The sequence below is a fragment of the Sphingomonas immobilis genome (assembly GCF_030580995.1).
GTDB lineage: Bacteria > Pseudomonadota > Alphaproteobacteria > Sphingomonadales > Sphingomonadaceae > Sphingomonas > Sphingomonas immobilis.
The window spans coordinates 12,976-28,210 of record NZ_JAUQSZ010000003.1 but is presented as its reverse complement, the minus strand read 5'-3'; the positions used below and the strand labels follow the sequence as shown (position 1 = coordinate 28,210).

Here is a 15,235-nt window from a genome sequence, read left to right as displayed (position 1 = left end):
GAGGCTAAGCTCGAAGTTCCTGCCGCGATCGGCATATGACAATGAGACATCTGACCACCTCCTTTCCACTGTTGACGATGAGAGGGATCTGGTTGTGGACGCTTGGGATTTCAAGCGCGCGCGAAGCGAGCAGCAATCATTCCGGCGCCAGCATTCTGCTTACGGTAACGGGCCATTCCGTTCGCCTTCCGCCGCGGCGACTGGACCATTCGCCAAGGCGTCGAAGAAGCCGCCATCCTCGCCCGGCCCCGTCATGAACTGCTCGGGCTTGATGTCGCCGCTCAGCAACCGCACTGCCTGATAGGCCATCTGCGCCAGATTGGGATAATCCTCGACGCCGTTGGCGATCGTCATCCGCTGCTGGCTGCCGCGACGGATCACCATCGTCGTCGGCGTCACCGTCACCCCAAAGCGCTGCGCGAGGTCCGGGCGGCGATCGAGGTCCATCGCCGTCACCTGCCAGCCCATCTCGTCCTGAAAGCGCTGCACGATCGGCCATTCTACCCTGCAGTAGGCGCAGGACGACCGGGAGAACATGACCAGCGCGAACTCGCCGGCTTTCGCGCGCAAATAGGTCTGACGCACCGCATCCTTCTGCGCACCAAGGGCTGCGCGCGCATCGCCGACCATCGGGTTGGCGGATTTCGCGTTCAGCTCGGGATGGATCAGCATCGCCATTTGCGTGACGCCTGCAAAGGCGCGCGCCTTGCGCCGGGCAAAATCCTCGAGCTTCCAGAAGTCGGCGACTGCCTCCACCGTCAGCACGGTTGCCGCATAGTCGCGCTGCTGCTCGATGAGCTTGCGGATCCGGGGCGGCGTCCAGGTCGCAAGCTCCGGCATTGGCGGGATGACTGGCTTCTGGACGGCGTCAGGCTCGACCGGCTTCGCCTCGGGAGGCTTGGGCGGCTCATACCACCAATAGCCGTGCTTGTAGTTCATATAGGGCGGAGCAGGGGCGGAGGCCTGCGCCAGGGCGCAGCCCGGCAAGGCCGTGACCGCCAACCCGCTCAGCGCCGCCACGGCGCGGGAACGGATCATAAGAGCCTCCTGGCGCGGGTCAGCGCCGCCAGCGGCACGAGCCCGAAATAGCGGCTGTCGAAACCGTTCGGGCTGGGCGAGCCGACAAACACCAGCCCGGATGGGATCGGGCCTGCCCACAAGAGATGCGGCAGGTGCATCCCGTCGCGTGCGAACGGCTTGCTGACGTTGAGGAGCACGCCGTTGCAGAAATACCAGCCGTCCCATTCGCTGCGCGACACGCTCGAGGGTTTCTCGATCATGTTGAGCCGTTCGCCCGGCATGCAAAGAGCATGCTTCGTCACGCTGACCGGCTCCGCACCCGCCAGGGCGTGCGACAGCGTGAACATCACATAATCGCCCTTGGCGATCGGTCCGGGATCGGGCCGCACGACCATGGCCTCGATCGAGGGACTCATCACGATCGTGACCTGTCCAAGCAGCCACCAGCAGATTACAGTGATGGGCGTGACGATGAGGATGGCCAGGTACAGCCGATCCGAACGCGCGCCCTCGCCGAGATGGCGCCCGCCCAGCGCGTCCGCTGCCTCGCGGGGCAGGCGGCGCACCCGACGCGCGGCTGCCCTAGCGAGCCGCCAGAGACTGAGCATCGCGCACCTCCTCCTTGCCACCGAGGCGCGCATATTCTTCCAGCAGACCGGCGAGCGCGGAATCGCCGTAGACGACGTGACTTGCGCGCGGGCTTTCGGCTTCCCGCTCGCAATAGGCCTGGGTCGGATCACCGGGAATCATGGCGAGCGCCGGCACGCGCGTGACACTGTGCTGGCGAAACACGATTGGATCGACGATCAGTTGGACTCCCCGCATCGCGCACGCCGGGCCGCTGCAGCCCGGATCGATGCGCAGGATATCGGCGGAGAGCTTTGCCATCGGTCCGACCTTGGCGAGACCGCCGGGCATGCCGCGAAAGGCAAGCACGCCGCGCACGCGTTCGAGTTGCTGCGCGTAAGTACGCAGCTCGGCGAGCGGCATTGAAGAGGAGACGAGCAGAAGCGGTACCCAGGTCTTGGGCCCGGGCGCCGGGGTCGCCTTGGCGATCGCCGCCATCTCCGGCGCTGCGAGGCCGAGCGCCTGGCGCAGCCGTGATGCCATGGCCTCGCGCTCGGCCGCCATCCGCGCCTCTCCGGCGTCGAGGGCGCCGCGGACACGGGCCTCAAGGGCCGGGGCCGCCGCGCGCTTGCGCAAGCCTTCGAACGCCCGCCTCGCGGCCGGGTCATCGGTGCGTTTCGGCAGCGTCGGCCCGGTCAGCTGGTCCTGTGCGGGCTTGGCGGCTGCCCGCAGCCGCTCCATCGCGGCCTTGCCTTCCGCGCTGATCGCCGCGCGCGCGTCCTGGCCCGTAGCGGCCGGCTGTTGCGCAAGCGCGGCGCTCGCGAGCAGGACTGCCAGCGCGGCGCCCACTTTAGTGCATGATCTGGAGGTACGCATCGACGCGGTCCTTCATCTCGAGTTGGATCGTCGTCTGCGCTCGCGCCTCGATCTCGGCATAATATTCGCTCAGATCGATCTTGCTGAAATCGAGCGCCTGGAATTCCTCGGGCGTGAAGCCGCGGCACACCGGATGCTCGGGCGTGCCCCAGCCGATGCCGTTGAACGACTTAAGCTGCGGCCGGCCCTGCTCCTGGATGATCCGCCCGAGCTTGGTGTTGAAGCAGCAATTGCCGCGCGCCGGTTGCAGGCACAGGCCGAGAAAGCTCACCGTGCAATAGGCGCCGACCTCATGGCACATGCCCGAGCTGCGCAGCATGCCCGTCTCCATATCCTCCTGGTCGCAGCCCTGCAGAAGCACTTCGATCAGGAAGTTGATGGCGAGGTTGATCGCGATCGACGTCGGGTCGACGCCGATGATCGCGTTGAACCCGGCACTGGCGGCCTCGCCGGCAGTCGCGCCTGCACGAAACGCCTGGAACGCTGCGCTGACGCCGCGAAACACGCCTTTGATGACCTGGATCTTGAGGCTCAGCGACGAGAATTTCGACCCCATGCCGTCCTTGATGATCCTGTCCTTGTTCTTGCAGCAGTTGGACAAGGTGTTGGCGATGCCGGGCGGGCGGCAGCGCATGCCGCGTCCGCCGAAGATCTCGATATTGGCCGTGCAATTGCCCTCGGCATCGACCGCGCCGTCGGCAGGCGCGCCGGGATCGTTGATCGGCGGTGTTTCCTGAAACGGCGTGATCGCCGGGTCCGCACACGCATTGGACGAGCATTGCGGGTTGCCGCCGCCGATTGGCGTCATGCAGGCATATTGCGGCCCTATCGGACAGCCATATGTGCCGGTCTCGTCGGCGATGCAGGCGACACGGCCGATGGGACATTGCGGGGCTCCGCCCTGCGTCCGATCGCAGGATGCGATCTCGCCCGGATCCGCTGCGTCACCGTTGCCATTGAGATCGGCGGCACAGAGCTGTCCGGTGACAGGGTTCGATGGTCCGCCCTTGTTCGACGGGGATCCGGGATCGGACGGCCCGGTCGGATCTGTGGGCTCGACCGGCTCGCGGATTTCCGTCGGCAGCGTTCGTTGCGGCATGGCAGTCGCGGCATGAGCCGATACCGCGAGGCCGAGCAGACCAAGACCGGCAAGCAAAGCAAGCGAAGGCGCGCGCATCATCGCACCGCCGTCGTGCAGGTCATGTCGGCGCCGGCGAGGCGCACGGCCTGCATCATCGCCACGGCTTCCGGGAAATCGTCGAGGCAACCGCAGGCCGAGACGATTTCCTCACCCGGCTCGAGCGGACAGACATTGTCGGCCGAACAGACGTGATAGAAGGTGTCGTGGCTCGCAGGCGCATTCTGCTGGCTGGCGACGACGCCCGCCGGCGCCGCGCCGGTATTGGCGCTCGGCGCGCGCGTCTTGCAGATCGGCTCGCACGCCGGGACCGTCCCGCGGTCGGGAAGGGTGAACGGCCGGGTGGACACGGCCACGGTGCCGTCCGCCGCCCGCGTCTGGTCCGCGAGGATGGTCTCTGTCGAATGGTCGAGGATGTAGGTCCCACGGCTGAGATCGGGCTCTGCCATCGCATTGCTGTCGAGCGTGCAGGCATAGGTGCGATTTCGCTCGAAGAACGGCCGGGTGAGCTGGACCGGGCATTCGGCCGAGCCGAGCACGCGTGTCTGGACGAGGGGGGTAAGGCCGGTCTTCACCCCGTTCCGGAAGGTATCGACCCCGTCGACCGTCTCGGTGTCGAGATGGCAGCGGGCGTCTCCGGCGATGGCACCGCACTGATCGACCACCCGCTCCGTACTCTGGCACCTGGTGTCGGTGTCGACATGGATCTGCGCGATGCCCTCGCCGACATCGCCGACGCCGAGGCGCAGCCAGATTTCATGATTTCCCTTGGTAAGCATGGGCTTGAGATCGATATTTGGGCGCTGTTCGAAGGTTCGACCCTGTTCGCAATCGCCGGGCGGATATCCGTTCGAGAGCCAGGGCCATTCGCCGGACGCGATCAATTGACCATCGACGCGCAACTGTGCCCAGTCGTCGGCGGCGAGATAGACGAGCCCTGCCGCCACGATCCGTTCGGGGGCGTCGACCTGCAGCGTCATCTTGAAATCGATCAGCCCGCAATTGCCGCCATGGTTCACATTGTCGCGCGGCTCGCCGAGATAGAAGTCGACCGAACTGCCGCGGATCACGGTGTTGTAGCCGCCGGAAATGCGATCGATGATCTCGGGCACGGATCGCTTGGTCACCATGACCTGCCGCTCGATCGTGCAGGCGCGAAGCTGTCGGACCTTGCCGAGGCCGGCGGGCGAATTGGTCAGTGCCTGGAACACGCTGCTGCCGCTCGATGCGACGGCCGCATCGCCCGCCAGCGTTACGGGATTGGCGAGATAGGCCGACTGCGGCAGCGTCTTGTCGGCCGCGCAAGCCGTGGTCTGGGCGCCGACATAGCGGATGACCGGCCCGTCGACCTGCGCCGCGGCCACGCCGATGCGCGGATCCGCCGTCGTCAGCGCCCCGACCATGCCGCCGCCGAGATCGCCGAGCACCGAGGGCAGGTTGTTCCAGGCGAGGTTGGAACCGCAGCTGTTGTTGATGCAATAGCAGCCGGCGAGCTCGGTCATCTCGCCTTCCTTGAGCGTCAGCGCCCCGCTCGCATCGACTGCCCAGCGGAAATAGCGGCACTGGTTCCAGGTTCCTGGCATGCAGGCGATCACGCCATTGGCGCAAATCCCCGAGACCGGAACCGGCAGGCTCGTCTGGGTGTCGACCGTACCATCGAGATCGGTATCGCGCGCGATCTTGACCGCCCCGAGATCGCCGGTGCCTGAAGGCTGCACGATGACCTCCATCAGCGTCGCCGTCTTCTGGCAGCTCAGATTCGGGTTGAAGCTCTTGCTGCTGTCGATCGTCGAGATCGGCTGGCCGGCGAGCCCCGGCGTCACGTAATTCTGGCGTAGGGTATCGCTGTCGCTGGTCTTGGCCCGCGACGCCGTGGCGGCAGCGCGCGCGCGGTCCTCCATGCTTTGCGCGTTTGCGCTCGAAAAGGCCGTGGTGGCCAGTGCGGCCGCCAGAACGATCCGGAACGGGGAGGGGGCCCCGGATCGTGAGGGCGCGGCGACCGCACTGACCGTAGGTGGAGCGACGCCGCCGAGGGAGAACGGCGCCGCTCCCACCCCGCGCACCCGTCGGCAGCCGCAAGGGCCTTGGCGGGCAGACCGGACGAAGCCGGACAGATGCGCGAGGTGTCGGGGAAGCGACCTGCTCACAGCACCGTGATCCCGGCGCAGCAGATCACTTTTTCGAAAAGCATGAACTGGGCATTGTCCTTGCCGGGCGCGTGCTTGGCGCTCGACCACAGCGCGCCCGGCCGGCCGATATTAACGCACTTGCCGCCTTTGACCGGTTCGAGGATCTGGAGTTTGTAGCGCGACTTGGTCCAGATCGGGCTGGCCTTGAACGCGCAGCCGTCGCTGGTGCTGATGGTCAGCGCGCCCAGCCGCCCCATCATGAAGGTGCCACGCGCGGCAAGTCCCGCCCAGGCTTCGACGCTGTCATCGAAATGGATGTCGCCGGCGATCGGATAGGTCGCGCCCCAGGAGCCCATGCACCAGAAGAGCGGATCGACCACTTTGCCCGCCGCGGCCGCGGCACTGTCGCCCATGCACGCAAGGCCCGCCGCCGGATTGCCGAATAGCACGGCTTCCGGCTGGATGATCGCGCCGAGTGTCGCGGACTGCCAGGTCGGCAGCACCTCGGTGACCAGCGCCACGTCGAACCCGTCGTCCTGCAGGCAAGGCAGATCGGTGAACAGATCGAGCATCTTCCAGACGGGCGAGATATAATAATGCATTTGTGCGAACATCTTGCGCGTGTTCGTTCCGTCCGAGATCGAGGATTGGCTGCCCTGCAATTTGCCGCGGGTGGGCAGCAAATCGGCGCCGAGCGCCATCATGCAGCCGGGCTCGGTCACCACGTCGACCATGCGGTTGGGCGACCAGTAGGAGACCTTGATTCCGAACCAGAAGGTCAGGCCCTTGCGGCATGCGCAGAGCGGTTTCGACGCCGATTGCGCGTCGAGCGCCTTGTCGAGCTTGTCGAACGATCCGATCCGGATCCCGCCGATCGTGATCGGAAAGATGCAGGTCCAGCGGACCTTGGTGATCGGGTTGAAGACGCTGCTGTCGCAGCCCGAGGCGTGAGCCGCCGCCGGCCAGCACAGACCGGCGAGGCTCAGCGCCAGCGCAACGACGATAAGGCGAAGCTGCCGCCTCACCGGCTTGCCCCTGTCGTCCGCGGCGCGGGCTTGCCGAGGCTTTCCGGTCCCATCTCGGTCAGCACGAGCTTCTGGCCCGCCTGTGCGACGATGACGGGCGCGACGGTCAGCCCGAGCCGGGCCTTGACGCGCTCCTCGAGAATGAAAATCGCGCGCCCGGTCCGTTCACTGGCGGCGATCGCGTCGCCGGCCGTCAGCAGGATGAAATCGGCCGGCCGAGCGGCGCGCAAGGCCCAGGCGAGATCGCGCGGATGCACGATCACCAGCCGCTGCGGCAGCGACACATAGGCGAGCGGATTGAAGGTGTAGCCTTTGGGATAGAGCACATGCCCGTCCGGCAGCGTCACATCCATATCGAGCGTGTAGAAGGGCACGACGGTGCGGACGCGATCGGCCGGGGCCATTCCGAGCGTTGCCGCCCGCATCGCGCTCCAACGGTCGCGCGGCCCGAAATTCTTGCTCATGTCGCGCGGCAAGGTGGCGACCTTCGCCTCGATCTCGGCAAGCGCATCCGGTTCGGCGACCGGCCAGGTTCGGCCGATCGTGCTCGTGTCGGCGCGTGCCGTCGCGGCGAGCCCGGCCGCGACGACGACCAGCAGGATCGTCGTGCCGAACTGCCCCGCGGCGATCGCTCGCGCGCGGCGCTCGCTGCGCTCAGCGGTCATCGCGCCCGCCCCAGATTTGCGAGGCTGCCGGCCAGGTGCCGAACAGGGCGAGCCCGAAGGCTGCCAGCGCGACGACGCCGACGATCCAGCCGAGCATCTTCACGGCGCCGGTGACCGCCGGCGCGAGCAGGACGAAGGCGAGGTGTGTGAAGAGGAGCATCGTCGCACTCACGCACAGGCGAACCGCCATCGGCGAGGGGCTGCAGGACAGGAGGCCGCTCACCGGTGCCTCCAGCGTCGAACCCTGGTCAACAGCCTCGCAGTTCCGGCCGACAGGCTGAGCAACAACAGGCCGCTTGCGAAGCAGGTTGCGCCGACGATCAGGGCCGCGCGGAGTACCACCATGACGGGCTGACCCAATGTCAGACCGGCTGCGGCAACGAGAGCCGCCAGCATGAGGGTCTCGATCGCGACGAGGCGGAAGCGCCACATCCAGGCATCGCGCTCGAGCCGGGCGGTGACGCGTGCCTCGATCTCGAGGTCGAGCGCACCGACGGCGTGACACCCCGTGCAGATCGCCGAGGCTTCCGGATCGGGGCCGCCATCGGCTGTGCTCAGCGCGCGGAGCGAATCGGCAGTCATCGTGGACGAGCGACGCGCAAGGGCTGTCGGTCCATAGGGGCCTCCCGGCGCCAACGGCGCCCTGGCTGAAAGGATGAAACGGGGCGCGCTTCAGCGTGTTTGGCTGATCGAACCTGTCGTCCAGTGGATGCGGGAAAGGCCGATCGCTCTCAAGCATCCGGGCACTTCGCTGCCGACGAGGGTCGAGCTCGGATCCTGAAGGCTAATCCTCGGCCACCGGTTCCCGTTGCGCGCTAAAGGCGGCGAAATGCGCCCAAAGCGGAATTAAAGTGCCGCCTGTGCCGCCTCATCCGGAAGAACGGTGCGGACACGGATGCGGGCGGTGAGGGCTGCCCTCGAGTGCGTTGTTGAGACTGTCCGTCTGGCTCCAGCGTCGGGGGTGCCCGACGTCGCCAAAGTCGGTCACACTGCGACGGTTGCCGCGCTGCGCGTCGAGGCGGCGGTCAGCGGCGGAAGTGGGCGTGCGCATGCTGTCGTCGCGGGACGTTACGCGGACGGCGCGAAACCAACCGGATTGCGACAAGAACCCTTATGCGGCGCCGGTTCGTTGAGGACGGTGAGGAGACCCTACCATGACCTGTGGCCCCGAAGACGACGAACCTGGGTTCGAGACCGACGTCGATGAACGCGACCATCGGAACGACAATGGCTCGGAGCGAACGCTTGAAGAGGCGCCTGCGCCGGATTCCCCCGATCAGGGAGAGATAGAGCATGCGCGCGAAGATCCCGTTGAAACACGATAGGGTCGCAGCTCAGAGTTTGGCCGAACGGGGCCGCGCCGGGTTCCTGCGCGCTCCAGCGGCGGCGTCGACGACGGCGAAGGCACAACCGCAGGTGACGTCATGACGGATCAGACCCTGGAGGACCTCGAGCGCATCCGCCGCGAATGCCGCCGAGTCGTCACAACGCGCGCGATGATGTCGGCAGGGGCCGCTGTCGTTCCCATCCCCGGCGCGGATATCGTCGCCGATGTCGGCCTGCTGGCGACGTTGCTGCCCGATATCAGCAAGCGCTTCGGCCTGGACCACGATCAGGTCGAAAAACTCGATCCTCAGAACGCCGAGCGGATCTTTGTCGTGGCTGCGAGCATGGGCAACAACGTGATCGGACGAATGGTCACCAAACGCCTGGTCACCAGCCTGTTGAAGCGTGTCGGCGCACGCGTCGCCACAGCGTCAGTCGCCAGATATGTCCCTGTGATCGGCTCCGGCGTTGCCGCAGCGATCAGCTTCGGCGCCATGAAGCTGGTCGGCAATGCCCATATCGAGGACTGCTACCGGACGGCAAAGAGCTTGCTGTGACGCTCAGCCGCCGACCGTCAACATCGCGCGATCACCGTCGTCAAGCTTTCCGCACAACCCCGGCACCTCATCCAGTTGCCGCAGATCCGTGAACCGTCCGCGCTCCGCACGGTAGCGGACGATCTCCGGGCCGTGGCCCCGCAGGCTTTCCACGCCGTCCAGCGTTGCCTGGTCCGCGATGTTGATATCGATCCTGGGGACGTCCCGGTCAGCGCCCATCACAACAGACCTTCATGCTGCATGGCTTTCTGGACGGCAGGACGATCCTGCATGCGATCGCGCAGCCCCGTGAGCTTCGCCGGCAATGCGATTTCGTTCTTGGTCGCCCAGAGCAACATCACGAACAGATAGCAGTCGGCCGCGCTGATCGCGTCGCCGAACAGGAAATTTCCCTGCATGGTGTCCGACAGATAGGAAAGCCGCTTGAGGATCGTCTTGCGGGCCTCGGCCTTTTCTTCCGCGCCGGCACCGGAGAAGAACGGCTTGAAAGCCTTGTGCACCTCGCTCGAAATATAGGCGAGGACCTCGAGCAGATGCGTGCGGCCGAGCGGACCGGGCGGAACGAGCAAAGTGTCCTGCTGCGAAATCCATTCGAGGATGGCGACATTCTCGCTCACGACTTCGCCGGTATCGAGCGCGAGAGCAGGCACATACCCTTTGGGATTGATCTGCGTGTAGTCGGCGCCGGACTCCGTAACCTTGGCGTTCAGGTCGACCTTCTCATGATCGAACGCGATGTTCGCCTCGTGGAGAGCGATGTGATCCGAAAGGCTACAGGCCCCCGGGGCATAATAGAGTTTCATGAAACCTCTCCCTCGCTGCTCGCGTGCGGATGTCGAACGCCCTGCAACATTCCGGGTTCATTTCCGATGGCGGCGACGGGGCCACTTCCAAGCGAATGCGCGGTGACTGGGGGGCAGAAGCGGCGCAGCCACGAAGGTGCATCTCACGCATTGCCGGCGGACTTGCCAGCGCTGGTGCGGGTTTCCTCGGACAGGGGGCGCCGCCAGCGATCGGCTTCGATTTGATCGCGCCGACGTCAAAACCCGGACCGGCGCCAGGCGAGGAGAGCCGCACAACTTGAAAGCGCCGCCGTCGCCGGCCATCTGCGCCAGGCAATCTTACTGGAAATCCATTATGACGACAACGACCGAAGCCGCACCTGAAACCCGATCGTTCGAGGCCGATGTCGCCAAGCTGCTGCACCTGATGGTGCACTCGGTGTATTCGGACAAGGACGTTTTCCTGCGCGAGCTGATCTCGAATGCGGCCGATGCGTGCGAGAAGCTGCGCTATGAGGGATTGAGCGACGCCAGCCTGCTTGGTGATGACGGGCAGCCGCGCATCACCGTGACGCTTGATCCCAAGTCCCGCCGCCTGACGATCGAGGATAATGGCATCGGCATGAGCGAGGCCGAGCTCGCCGACGCGCTCGGCACGATCGCGCGCTCGGGCACCAAGGCGTTCATGGACAGGATCGCCGGTGCCAAGGATGCCGAAGGCAGCCAGCTCATCGGACAGTTCGGTGTCGGGTTCTACTCGGCCTTCATGGTCGCCGATCAGGTCGACGTCTTCTCCCGTCGCGCCGGCGCCGACAGCGCAGCGACCTGGACCTCGGACGGCCTCGGCACCTACACGATCCGGCCGGTCGAGCTTGCAGAGGCGCCCGCACGCGGGACCCGCGTGGTCCTGCACCTCAAGGAGGAGGCAGCCGGCTATACCGAGGATTACACGATCGAGCGCACGATCAAGACCCAGTCGGGCCATGTTCCGGTGCCGATCTTCCTCAAGGACGCGCAGGGGTCTGAGCCGAAGCAGATCGCTGACGGCGCCGCGCTCTGGACACGTGCCAAGAGCGAGATCACGGCGGATGAATACAAGGATTTCTATCGCAGCGCCGCTGGCCAGTTCGATGAGCCTGCGCTGACGCTCCACTACCGCGCCGAGGGATTGCACGAATATACCGTGCTCGCCTTCATTCCCGAGACCAAGCCGTTCGATCTGTTCGATCCCGACCGCGCCGGCCGGATGAAGCTCTATGTCCGCCGCGTGTTCATCACCGACGAGGCACAGATCCTACCGCGCTATTTGCGGTTCGTCCGTGGTCTGGTCGACTCGAACGACCTGCCGCTCAACGTCTCGCGCGAAATGATCCAGGAAAGCCCCGTGCTGGCGGCAATCCAGAGAGGCGTGTCCAATCGCGTGCTCTCCGAGCTCGAGAAGCTCGCAGCCAACGAAACGGCAGCGTATCTCAAGCTTTGGGACGAGTTCGGCCCGGTCCTGAAAGAAGGCCTCTACGAGGATTTCTCGCGCCGCGAGACGTTGCTCGGGCTAGCCCGGTTCAAGACGACGACTTCGGTCGGCGAATGGCGCTCGGTCAAGGACTATGTCGCCGACCTCAAGGACAACCAGACCGCGATCTATTACGCGACCGGCAATGACCTCGACCGGCTCGCGACATCGCCGCAGCTGGAAGGCTTCAGGGCCCGCGGGATTGAGGTTCTGCTCCTCGCCGATCCCGTGGACAGCTTCTGGGCGTCGTCGGGAATCGATTTTGGTGGCAAGCCGTTCAAATCGGTGACGCAGGGCATCTCTGACCTCAGCCTGATCCCGCTAGCGGACGGTGCGCCGCCAGCAGCAGAAGCGGCGTCGCCTTCTGTCACAGGGTTTATCGCTTTCGTAAAAGCTACGCTTGGCGATGCGGTTTCCGATGTTCGCCCGTCCGATCGCCTGACGGAAAGCGCGGTGTGCCTTGTCGCGCCCGAGCAGGGCATGGACCGTCAGCTCGAGAAGCTGCTTGCAGGGGCAGGGCGGCTCGACGCGGCGGTCAAGCCGGTGCTGGAGATCAACCCGCGCCATGCGCTCGTCGAGAAACTGAGTGCACTCGAAGAGAGTTCGGACATTCGTGCGGACGCCGCCCATCTTCTCTTCGATGAGGCCCGCATCGCTGACGGCGAGTTACCGCTCGATCCGCGTGCCTTCTCGGCGCGCCTCATGCGGCTGTTGGAGCGCGGAACGGCCTGACGGCGTTCGCGCGATAGCTGATTCCGCGCGATAGCTGATCAGGTGTTGGTTGCTCCACAATTTCCTGTGGCGGTCGTGGCCGATTCTGCGTGCCAGGCGTTGGCGTCGCGCGAGTTGGAGGGCTGGTGAGGGCGTATGCGACGCATCGGGTTGACCAGCGACGAGGACGTACCCTGCCTCGGCCAGGGCACCTGGAACATGGGCGAGCGTTCTCAGAGCCGCGACGACGAGATCCGAGCGCTCCGCGTGGGCATCGAACTCGGCATGACGCTCATTGATACGGCGGAAATGTACGGTGACGGCGCTACCGAAACGCTGGTGGGAGAAGCCATCGCCGGACTGCGTGACCAGGTCTTTCTGGTCAGCAAAGCCTATCCGCAGAATGCGTCGCGAGACCGCCTTGCGCGTGCATGCGAAGCTAGCCTTCGACGGCTCGGGACGGATCGGCTGGATCTCTACCTTCTGCATTGGCGTGGGCGGATACCGCTTTCCGAAACAGTGGAGGCGATGGAGGCGCTTCGGCGCGACGGGAAGATCCGTCACTGGGGCGTTAGCAATCTCGACACCGATGATATGATCGAGTTGCTGTCGGCAGGCGGCGCTGTCTGTGTAGCCGACCAGATCCTTTACAACCTCACGCGGCGAGGGCCTGAACACGCTTTGATCCCGTGGCTGGAGCAGCACGATATGGCCGTGATGGCCTATAGTCCGGTCGAGCAAGGCAGGCTCATCGGAGATCAAAAGTTGGCGACGATTGCCGCTGAGGCACAGCTTACGCCCGGACAGTTGGCGTTGGCTTGGACGCTGCGACAGCCAAACCTGGTCGCCATTCCAAAGGCAAGCGATGTCACCCATGTTCGGGAGAACCGCGCGGCGGCAGATGTGGTGCTGGACAGGGTCACGCTCGACAAGCTTGACGCGGTGTTCCGGGCTCCGCGCGGTCCGGTCGCCCTCGAGATGCTGTGACGAACCCGATCCCCAGGCAAAATCGCTGATCGCATGCTTGGCTTTGGCTGCGTAGGGCCATGACGTGCTTATCATGACGCGCCCGAGGACGCGGAGGCCGCGCCAAAGAGAAGGGCGAGACCAAAGGGCTAATGAAGGTCGTCGCTGACCGTGCTACGCTGCGGATTCTCGGCGCCGCCATCCTCGGCAACGGCGGCAATGAGGCGATTCACGGCATCCTCGACGCTATGTCGGCCGGCCAACCATTCGATGTGCTGTGCTGGGCGGTGGCGGTTCATCCCACCGTCTCGGAACTCATACCGACGCTTCTGCTCGGCCTGGACGGGCCAGCGCGCGGCTGACGGCCCGCCTTCGATCTTGCATCGCCTCGGTCTCGGCGCATGGTGGGGGTGAAGGAGACGCAGGATATGCGCAGCGATCGTCGTAGGCTCTTGGTCGGTACAGCGGCGGCTACGGGTAGTCTCATGGCAGGCGGACCACTCTGGGGTGCTGCGCGCCGGGACAGAGCTACGGACTGGGCTGCGCTTGGGGAGGAGGTCAGGGCCGAGATGATCTGGGCCTGGGATCTCTACAGGGCCCATGCCTGGGGCAAGGACGAGATCAAGCCGGTCAGCGGCGGCGTGTCGAGCTTCCCGCTCAAGGACCGTCACCTCGGACTGAGCCTCGTCGAGGCGCTCGATACGCTCTGGGTGATGGGCCTCGACAGTCGTTTCCAAGACGGCGTCGACTGGGTGAAGGCGAACCTCGATTTCGACGTCGATGGCGTGGTCTCGGTGTTCGAGACCTCGATCCGGCTGCTCGGCGGCTTGCTCTCCGCGCACCACGCTTGTGGCGATCCGGTGCTGCTCGCAAAGGCGCGCGATCTCGCCGACCGCCTGCTCCCGGCGTTCGACACGCCCACCGGCATGCCGTACCGCAAGATCAACCTGCGCACGCACGCATCGAGCGAGCCGGTCACCAGCCCCGCCGATATCGCGACCTATCTTCCCGAATGGGAGATGCTCAGCCAACTGACCGGCGATCCGCGCTACGGCCGCGCGGCGCGCAAGGCCGCGGTCGCCATTTTCGAGCGGCGTTCGAAGCTCGACCTCGTGGCGACGCAGATCGACGTGCTGACCGGCGCATGGCGGGACCGCCGCGCGACCGTCGGCTCCTATTGCGACAGTTTCTTCGAATATCTCTGGGACGGGTGGCAACTGTTCGGCGATGCCGAATGCAAGCGCATGTATGATGTCTGCACCGCCGCGATCCTGAAACACCAACAGGTCTGGAAGCACGGCAGCCTGTGGTTCGCGGACGTCGACTTCGAGACCGGCGCGGTGGTCTCGACCGAGCAAGACGAACTCGCCTCCTTCTACGGCGGACTGCTGGGGCAGGGCGGGGCGTTGAAGCTAGGCGCGGCCTACACGGAGAGCTGGGCGAAGGTGCAGGGTCGCTTCGGCGTGCTGCCCGAGGGCTATGACTATGCCACCGCCAAGCCGGCCCAGGTGACCAACGCGCTTCGCCCGGAGCTTGCCGACGCCGCCTTCACCCTCTGGTTGCTTGACCGCAATCCGCGCTGGCGAGAGATCGGTCGTGACCATTTCCTTGCGATGAAGCGCTGGAACAAGGCGCGGTTCGGCTACACTGATCTTGCCGATGTCACTGCAAGGCCCAAGCGCCAGGCCGATCACTGTCCCGGCTATTGGTGGTCCGAGCAGATGAAATACTACTACCTGCTGTTCGCCGACACGCCGCGCTTCGATTATGCCCACAACTACCTCTCCACCGAGGGCAACGTGCTGCTTGGGCTACGCCGGCAGGGTGTCCGGCCGGAGCAAGCGATGCGCACCTGATTTTCAGCCCTTCGAGGCTGCCCGTCGTGCCCCGTCGATGATGGCGCGCTCGGGCATTCAGATCCGCCGCTCCACCAGATCAGTGCGCCCTTTTAAGCGCTGATCTG

17 protein-coding genes are annotated in these 15,235 nt (G+C 65.4%); 6 read left to right on the top strand and 11 right to left on the bottom strand.

The window, feature by feature from the left end:
* Nucleotides 1–159 precede the first annotated feature (159 nt).
* The 9 genes from Q5H94_RS05335 to Q5H94_RS05295 form a co-directional block, all read right to left on the bottom strand.
* A complete protein-coding gene (locus tag Q5H94_RS05335; RefSeq protein ID WP_304560206.1) occupies nt 160–1,038 on the bottom strand; it encodes a conjugal transfer protein TraF in 879 nt (292 codons plus the stop codon).
* Nucleotides 1,035–1,628 carry a S26 family signal peptidase gene (locus Q5H94_RS05330; protein WP_304560205.1) on the bottom strand — a complete coding sequence of 198 codons (594 nt, stop codon included), beginning with the start codon at nt 1,626–1,628 and terminating at the stop codon, nt 1,035–1,037. Before Q5H94_RS05330 ends, Q5H94_RS05335 begins: the two co-directional genes overlap by 4 nt.
* A complete protein-coding gene (locus Q5H94_RS05325; protein ID WP_304560204.1) occupies nt 1,603–2,463 on the bottom strand; it encodes a type-F conjugative transfer system pilin assembly protein TrbC in 861 nt (286 codons plus the stop codon). The genes Q5H94_RS05330 and Q5H94_RS05325 overlap by 26 nt, the downstream gene beginning before the upstream one ends.
* The gene (traN, locus tag Q5H94_RS05320; protein WP_304560203.1) at nt 2,438–3,640 is read right to left on the bottom strand and encodes a conjugal transfer protein TraN; all 1,203 of its coding nucleotides are present in this window, start codon (nt 3,638–3,640) and stop codon (nt 2,438–2,440) included. Before traN ends, Q5H94_RS05325 begins: the two co-directional genes overlap by 26 nt.
* On the bottom strand, nt 3,640–5,502 hold the full coding sequence (locus tag Q5H94_RS05315) for a hypothetical protein (protein ID WP_304560202.1): 1,863 nt from the start codon (nt 5,500–5,502) through the stop codon (nt 3,640–3,642). Before Q5H94_RS05315 ends, traN begins: the two co-directional genes overlap by 1 nt.
* A 242-nt stretch (nt 5,503–5,744) precedes the next feature.
* A complete protein-coding gene (locus tag Q5H94_RS05310) occupies nt 5,745–6,734 on the bottom strand; it encodes a TraU family protein (protein WP_304560508.1) in 990 nt (329 codons plus the stop codon).
* A 17-nt stretch (nt 6,735–6,751) separates the two neighbouring features.
* Nucleotides 6,752–7,420, bottom strand: a complete 669-nt coding sequence (locus Q5H94_RS05305) for a conjugal transfer protein TraW (protein ID WP_304560201.1) — start codon at nt 7,418–7,420, stop codon at nt 6,752–6,754.
* Nucleotides 7,410–7,643, bottom strand: a complete 234-nt coding sequence (locus Q5H94_RS05300) for a hypothetical protein (protein ID WP_304560200.1) — start codon at nt 7,641–7,643, stop codon at nt 7,410–7,412. The genes Q5H94_RS05305 and Q5H94_RS05300 overlap by 11 nt, the downstream gene beginning before the upstream one ends.
* The gene (locus Q5H94_RS05295) at nt 7,640–8,002 is read right to left on the bottom strand and encodes a hypothetical protein (RefSeq protein WP_304560199.1); all 363 of its coding nucleotides are present in this window, start codon (nt 8,000–8,002) and stop codon (nt 7,640–7,642) included. The genes Q5H94_RS05300 and Q5H94_RS05295 overlap by 4 nt, the downstream gene beginning before the upstream one ends.
* A 572-nt stretch (nt 8,003–8,574) precedes the next feature.
* Here Q5H94_RS05295 and Q5H94_RS05290 point away from each other — a divergent pair.
* Nucleotides 8,575–8,745: a hypothetical protein gene (locus Q5H94_RS05290; protein WP_304560198.1), complete on the top strand. Its 171-nt coding sequence runs from the start codon at nt 8,575–8,577 to the stop codon at nt 8,743–8,745.
* 99 nt (nt 8,746–8,844) lie between these two features.
* Nucleotides 8,845–9,303 (top strand): hypothetical protein, encoded by a 459-nt coding sequence (locus Q5H94_RS05285; protein WP_304560197.1) that lies wholly within the window; start codon nt 8,845–8,847, stop codon nt 9,301–9,303.
* A gap of 3 nt (nt 9,304–9,306) precedes the next feature.
* Here the strand turns inward: Q5H94_RS05285 and Q5H94_RS05280 are convergent, their stop codons facing one another.
* Both Q5H94_RS05280 and Q5H94_RS05275 read right to left on the bottom strand, forming a co-directional pair.
* Nucleotides 9,307–9,522 carry a ComEA family DNA-binding protein gene (locus Q5H94_RS05280; protein ID WP_304560196.1) on the bottom strand — a complete coding sequence of 72 codons (216 nt, stop codon included), beginning with the start codon at nt 9,520–9,522 and terminating at the stop codon, nt 9,307–9,309.
* Nucleotides 9,522–10,106 (bottom strand): glutathione binding-like protein, encoded by a 585-nt coding sequence (locus Q5H94_RS05275; protein ID WP_304560195.1) that lies wholly within the window; start codon nt 10,104–10,106, stop codon nt 9,522–9,524. The genes Q5H94_RS05280 and Q5H94_RS05275 overlap by 1 nt, the downstream gene beginning before the upstream one ends.
* A gap of 334 nt (nt 10,107–10,440) precedes the next feature.
* Here Q5H94_RS05275 and htpG point away from each other — a divergent pair, with 334 nt between their 5' ends.
* The 4 genes from htpG to Q5H94_RS05255 all read left to right on the top strand — a co-directional run bounded on the left by htpG (nt 10,441) and on the right by Q5H94_RS05255 (nt 15,128).
* The gene (gene htpG, locus Q5H94_RS05270) at nt 10,441–12,327 is read left to right on the top strand and encodes a molecular chaperone HtpG (RefSeq protein WP_304560507.1); all 1,887 of its coding nucleotides are present in this window, start codon (nt 10,441–10,443) and stop codon (nt 12,325–12,327) included.
* A gap of 135 nt (nt 12,328–12,462) precedes the next feature.
* Nucleotides 12,463–13,293, top strand: a complete 831-nt coding sequence (locus Q5H94_RS05265) for an aldo/keto reductase (protein ID WP_304560194.1) — start codon at nt 12,463–12,465, stop codon at nt 13,291–13,293.
* Between the two features lie 131 nt (nt 13,294–13,424).
* A complete protein-coding gene (locus tag Q5H94_RS05260) occupies nt 13,425–13,634 on the top strand; it encodes a hypothetical protein (protein ID WP_304560193.1) in 210 nt (69 codons plus the stop codon).
* Nucleotides 13,635–13,841: 207 nt separating this feature from the next.
* Nucleotides 13,842–15,128, top strand: a complete 1,287-nt coding sequence (locus Q5H94_RS05255) for a glycoside hydrolase family 47 protein (RefSeq protein ID WP_304560192.1) — start codon at nt 13,842–13,844, stop codon at nt 15,126–15,128.
* Nucleotides 15,129–15,235 lie beyond the last annotated feature (107 nt).